General features: G+C 64.3%; 6 protein-coding genes. 3 read left to right on the forward strand and 3 right to left on the reverse strand.

Going from position 1 to position 6,087, the window contains the following annotated elements:
- A partial coding sequence (locus VI480_RS00240; RefSeq protein WP_323670804.1) for a CoA transferase occupies positions 1 to 154 on the reverse strand: 154 nt, incomplete at its 3' end.
- Positions 155 to 198: 44 nt separating this feature from the next.
- Entirely contained in the window at positions 199 to 489 is a 291-nt protein-coding gene (locus tag VI480_RS00245) for a hypothetical protein (RefSeq protein WP_323670799.1), read from the reverse strand.
- A gap of 241 nt (positions 490 to 730) precedes the next feature.
- Here VI480_RS00245 and VI480_RS00250 point away from each other — a divergent pair, with 241 nt between their 5' ends.
- Together VI480_RS00250 and VI480_RS00255 are read left to right on the forward strand one after the other, a co-directional pair.
- Positions 731 to 1,768 (forward strand): hypothetical protein, encoded by a 1,038-nt coding sequence (locus tag VI480_RS00250; RefSeq protein WP_323670800.1) that lies wholly within the window; start codon positions 731 to 733, stop codon positions 1,766 to 1,768.
- A 298-nt stretch (positions 1,769 to 2,066) separates the two neighbouring features.
- Positions 2,067 to 3,128: a hypothetical protein gene (locus tag VI480_RS00255; protein WP_323670801.1), complete on the forward strand. Its 1,062-nt coding sequence runs from the start codon at positions 2,067 to 2,069 to the stop codon at positions 3,126 to 3,128.
- 160 nt (positions 3,129 to 3,288) lie between these two features.
- Here VI480_RS00255 and VI480_RS00260 read toward each other — a convergent pair whose 3' ends face one another.
- Complete coding sequence (locus tag VI480_RS00260) at positions 3,289 to 4,710, reverse strand: serine hydrolase domain-containing protein (protein ID WP_323670802.1); 1,422 nt, start codon at positions 4,708 to 4,710, stop codon at positions 3,289 to 3,291.
- Positions 4,711 to 4,941: 231 nt separating this feature from the next.
- Here VI480_RS00260 and VI480_RS00265 point away from each other — a divergent pair.
- Positions 4,942 to 6,087, forward strand: a 1,146-nt coding sequence (locus VI480_RS00265; RefSeq protein WP_323670803.1) for a long-chain fatty acid--CoA ligase, incomplete at its 3' end; no start/stop codon positions are given.

The following is a 6,087-nucleotide window of genomic DNA, read 5'->3' on the forward strand; positions in this document are numbered from 1 at the left end:
CGCCCCACGGGCCATGACGGCGGGCCGGGTCCCCGCTGGGCGGTTCCACCTTGATGACATCGGCGCCGTGGTCGGCGAAGAGCTTTCCGAGATATGGCCCCGAAATGCCGGTCGCCAGCTCAAGTACCCGGATTCCTGCCAACAACTCGCTCACTGCTGCCTCCCCCTTGTCGCATAGCGCCCATCTTGTGGCGGCGCTCAATCATTCGATCGCTGTGTCCGGTCGGAATGTTCTCGCAACCCGGCAACGGTGCAGCACAGCCCCCCGGCAATTGCCAAGATGCCAAACGAAGCAAGACTCAGGATTCCCACGACGAACAGGGCCTGTGTTGCTGCGAGGAGCGATACCCGCCGATGCGAGGGACGCAGCGCCGCGATCGACAGCAGCACTCCGGCAGCGGCAACGTTGACGAGGAGAATCACAGTCAGCATGTTCAGGATGGCTTTCCGGCCGTTGGTCTGACATGCGTACCTGAAGACGCTCAACAACCCTTGGTCCCACAGAGTAGCGAAGAGCCGATTTTCTAACGGAGTGTGTGATTCTCGCATTCTGGGGGAGCTGTACGGTCCGAGACACGGCGGCCCGCGGCCAACGCATGAGCCGGGGCTATGAACGTGAAAGGACGAAACAATGCGACTTCAACCTCAACCTGTCGCCGGGACTGCTCGCGGCGATCCGACGGTTCGCCTCACACCGCGAATTTTCGGTGTTTCGCTTGTGTCGGTCACTGTGGCTGCCTTGTTGCCGAGCAGTGCCGCAGCCGAGTCGAGCGCCGACACCGAGGCAACGATTCATCCCGTGGTCGCCTCTTATGCAAGCGACTACGGGGTTTCCACCGCCGAAGCGCAGCTCCGCCTCAACCGCATGCCTGAACTTCAGGACATCCTCGCAGCGTTGCGCGCCGCGGAGGCTGAACGCCTCGCCGGGTGGGGCATCGACCATCACGGGTCGATGACTGCTTGGGTTTGGCTCGTTGAGAGCGACCCGCCCAGCAGCATCGCTGCTGCCATTGCAGCGGCTCACGACGACGTGGAGATCCGCACCAGTGCTCAGGTCACTTTTGCGTCATTGGTCGCAGCCCAGGATGCCTTCGGATTCGGCGAAGGCATCGGCGCTGTCGGCAACACCGGGGCCGGAGACAGTGCAGGGATCGATCTCAGCGACATGATCACTCACACCGCAGTGGACTTGCGAGCCAATGCCCTTGAGATCGGCATCGACCTCGCTGCGGCACCTGCGGCGCCCTCAGGGGCTCTCGACGCCGGGCACGGACAGGCACCGACTGGCCCGGTGGGCACCGCCGACGATTCAGGCCACAGCGGTAGCAGCACGCTAGATCGCGTTTCGCAGCTCATTGCACCGCACCTCGACGTCCCATTCATCGCTGTCGGAGCGCAGCGGCTCGCAGACGAGACAGCATTCGAGGGTGGCCACCGGATGACGAACGGGTCTGCGGTCTGCACATCCGGCTTTAGTGCCTACCACCCCGGCTCCGGCAGATACGGCGTACTCACGGCCGGACATTGCAATAGAACCACATGGACGACGCAGGGCACGACTCTCTCACTCCACAGCCGGCAGCACAACAGGTTCTTGGATGCTGCCCTCTATCTGATTCCTTCTGGGCAGTCCCATCAAGTGACGAACAAGATCATCTGCGTCAGCAACTACGCTTCCCAGAGTTCATGCCCCATAACTGGCATCGGAAGGGTGGAGTCAATACTCGGTGTGGATGTCACTACCTTCGGGCCGATAAACGTCCCATAGGAGAGTGCCAGAGAACTAATCGGGATACGGCGAGATCGTGGGGTCGCGAGTCGGCTGCCAGTCGGCTGCGCCGCGCGCGGAGCGACCTCACGATCTCGCTCTCCTTGGCCTCACATCGCTCCTTGGAACTCGGACGAGTCGGCTGTTTCTGTCCGCGCGGTGCCTTGTAATGCTCTGCGCGGCGTTGGCCATGTGGGGGTGTACCTCAGGCGCACAGCATGTGACTCGTTCGCAAGAGCAGACCGACCGCGCGAATGCTGGCCAGCCTGCCGACGTTGGCACGACAGAGGAAGCGCAGGTGGCTGCGGCCTTGAGGACGACTGCTCCAACGACGTCCGTTCCAGCTTTTGTGCCGCATCTGGACGAGATCCTGCCGTTGCCGTGGGCCGATTTCCACGAGATGCACGACCCCACCCAAGACAGCGCGGGCATGGAGATCACCGGACGACTAGAGATAGAGGGCAGGTGTGCGTACATCGATTTTCTCGCCAGTTACGAGACGCACCTCGAGGAACCCAAACGGCTGGTGCTGTCGCTTCCTCGGGGCCGCATTCAATACGACCCACGTTCGAACGAGCTGTGGGTACACCGCCGCGGGCGGGAAGTTGACGGGCCGATCGCTTCCGGCCAACGCATCAGCATCGGCGGCAGCTACGGCAGACTGCGAAGCAGGCCCTGCGGCAACGAGGTGATTGTCTTTACTGATGGCATCTGGGGCTGCCGACGCTGGCCCTCTATGAGTCACCCGTTGTGCGAGATTGAAGAGTATGCACGCTTGCATCGTGTTCAGCGTGACGAGGCTCAACGACGCTTCGACCTCTTTCCGGTCTTGCTGTTGGCACTCGACGAGCTCAGAGAGATCGAAGACGAGAGAGCAGCGGGGTGGGGTTTCGATCACGGACTCAAGTTCGCGGCGTGGTTGTGGCTCAAAGGAGCTGACCCGCCAAGCGAGACAGCTCAAGCCCTCGCCGATGAACACGATGATCTTGAGATCCGGATCGGAGCTGTGTTCGGCTACAGCGAGCTGCTCGAAGCTCAGGCGTCGTTCGCCGACGGGCAAGACATGTATCTGCCGAGCGATGTCAATGACGAAAAGTCCGAGTCCTTCGAGCTCGCCGATGCGGTCACACAGAGCTGGATCGATCTCCGAGAGAATGAACTCGTCGTCTCGGTCGACCCGGACCGGGTACCACGCCGAGTGGCTACGGCCCTGTCGGCCGGTGAGTACGGCAGCTACCCCGACATTGCCTCCGTGCCGAGTAGTTTGCCAAATGATGAACTGCTCGCAACCATTCAGCGAGTCGTCGAGCACCGCCTCGACGTCCCATTGCGCGTCACGCGTGGCTTGAAGGTGCCGTGATCGGCAGCCATCTGCCTGGACCCCGGCAAACCGAACAGCGGCACTCGGAGAACTCGTGTACCCGGTCGTGATGGTCTCCATCGGATGTGGTCGGCGATCCGGCTTCGGCTGTGGGTGGCCAGTGTGTTCGGGATGGCTTTCGACCGCCTGGTGCGGCACGTCAGTTCGTGGTGGCCAGGATCGGGGCGAGTGATTCCAACAGGGTGCTGACGTCGTCTGTGCCGTCAATGCCGAGCAGGTTGGCGGTCATGGCTATGCCGAGGTCCAGTTCGGGAATGTAGGCGGCGATGGTGCGGAAGCCCGGCACGCCGCCCCCGTGGCTGAACACTGTCAAGCCCGCAATCTGCTCGGTCGAGATGCCCAGCCCGTAGCTGTTGTCGGGCTGCGGGTGACCCGTGGTCATGAGTCCGACTTGCCGTGCATCGAGGATGTCGCCTGCGAAGAGGCCCCGCATCAGCACTGCCACATCGCCGATCTGTGCTTCGAGGCCGCCGCCTGTCCATCCCGCGGAGCGGGCGAACTCGCTGGGCATGGTGCTGATGTCCACAAAGATGGCGTCCGCGTGGGTGATCTGGTTGTCGCGAGTGAGACCCAGCAGCGGACCCAGCAGGTAGCCGATCGTGCCGCCGACATACCCATTCGCCGTTGGCTCGGGCGGGAACTCTTCGGGCGTCAGGTAGACGTGTTCGAGGCCGAGCGGCTCGAACACCCGAGAACGCAACTCCTCGGCAGCGCTGTTGCCGGTGACGGCTTCGATGACCAGACCCGCAGCGACGTAGCCCGTGGTGTTGTAGTTGAACTCAGTGCCCAGCTCGGTCACGGGGCCGTAGTCGGCAGCGAATTCCAGGATCTCCTCAGGCGAAATCTGCTCATCCAGCCGGGTTGCTGCGAGCTGGTAGAAGCGAGGGTCGAAGGCATACTCGACGAATCCCGAGGTGTGCCCGAGCAGGTCACGCACGGTGACCTCGGCGGCGTGCTCATAGCCCGGTGCCCAGTCGCCTCCCAAGTACTGCGCCACTGGCGCATCCAGCGCCACCACGCCTTCGGCAGCCAGCTGCAGTACGACAGCCGCTGTCACCGTCTTGGTGACCGAGCCGATCCGAACGTGATGGCGGTACGACATCGGCGTGCTGGTGCCGAGATCGCTGACGCCCCAGCTGAACAGGTCGGGCTCGCGGTCGCCGCGGGCGACGGCGAGCACCAGACCGGGTGCGCCCGAGCGTTTCATCCACTCGGTGACGGCCGCATCGAGCGGGTCGGTGCTCGGTGCCGCGGGCTCGTCGGCCGGCTCTGCAACGGCATCCGACTCCCGGCCGTCCTGTGATGCATCGGAGCCGGCTGTCGTAGCGGCATCCGCTGTCGCATCAGAATCCGCGGTTGCTGCTGTCGTCGTTGGGGCTGTCGTCGGCATCGACGCCAACGAGGTCGTGGTCGCCGACAGAGCGGTCGTTGCCGATGGTGCAGTGGTGGCTGTCGCCGCCGTGGTGGCAACTGGGGTCGGATCCGGGGCCGCATTCTCGGCGGTGCTGCAAGCAGCCGCTGCCACGAGGACGCTCAGCAGGACCGGTGCAAGCCGCTTCATGCGTGCAGCGTAGGAGCCACGAGCCTGAGCGGATCGCCGAAGGTCCTGTCGTCGTAGCCATGTCGGGCGCACCTCGCCGTTTCGGCGAGTCAATGGCCGTGGCGAGGGGCAAACTGTGGCGCTGTTCGTGCCCAAGTCGGCGCGCGGGCAACGACATTTGCGAATATCTGCTGCGACTACTGCTTCAGCAGACCACAGGGGGTCGATGTGAATCTGGGAATGCTGCTCTTCATGCCAGCGACCATTGCTGGCGAACAAGTCATCCTGATCGACACCTCGACGGAAGCCGGCGGCGGCGCCGCCCGCGAGGTGACCTACCAGGAGCTGCTCGACAACGTGAGCCGCGCTGCCGGCATGCTGACCATGCTCGGCGTGGGCGTCGGCGACCGGGTCGGCATCTTCGCCACCAACAGCGTGGAGTGCGTGGAGGCCGTCTTCGGCGGTGCGTTCGTCGGCGCCACCGTCGTGCCGATGAACTTCCGTGCCGGTGCCGAGGAGACCGCCCACCTGCTGAGCGACAGCGGCGTCAGCGTGCTGTTTACCGAGTCGCGCTACAGCGACTTGATCTCCGAGAACAAGCCCGACGACCTCGAGCACGTCCTGGTGCTCGACGATCCGTCGTCGTATGCCGCCGCCCGTGACGAGGCGTTCGAGTTGCCCGTCCCGGAGGATGTCGATCCCGACGGGCTGTGCGCGCTGCTGTACACGAGCGGCACCACGGCCATGCCCAAGGGCGTGAAGCTCACCAACGGGGCCATCACGGGCTACGTCATGGGCACCAACGACGCCGCGACCGGCGAGGACATGGGACGCATGGCGGTCGCGGCGCCGCTGTATCACATCGCCGGGCTCACCTCGATGCTGAACGCCCTCTACAGCGGGCGCGTGGTGGTGCTGCTGCCGCAGTTCGAAGCGTCGTCGTGGATCGACTGCGTGCAGGCGCACTCGGTGACGCATGCCTTCCTGGTGCCCACCATGCTCGCTCGGGTGCTCGAAGCCCCCAACTTCGGCCATGAGGCGTTCAGCGGCCTCGACGCCATCACCTACGGCGCGGCGCCGATGCCGCCATCGGTCATCCGCCGAGCCATCGACATGTTCCCGGCGAACGTGGCGTTTGCCGGCGCCTACGGGCAGACCGAGACGACGTCCACAGTGGCCGTTCTGGATCCCGACGATCATCGCATCGACGGCACCGACGAAGAGAAGGAGCGCAAGCTGCACCGGTTGTCGTCGGTGGGCCAGGTGCTCGAGGACGTGCAGGTGCGCGTCGTCGATGCCGACAGCGGCGAGGTCGTGGCGCCCGGTGTGATCGGCGAGGTGCAGCTGCAGACGTTCCGGGCCATGGACGGCTACTGGGGCAACGACGAGAAGACCCGC

Source organism: Candidatus Poriferisodalis multihospitum (assembly GCF_028283155.1).
In the GTDB taxonomy this organism is placed as follows: Bacteria; Actinomycetota; Acidimicrobiia; order Acidimicrobiales; family Poriferisodalaceae; genus Poriferisodalis; species Poriferisodalis multihospitum.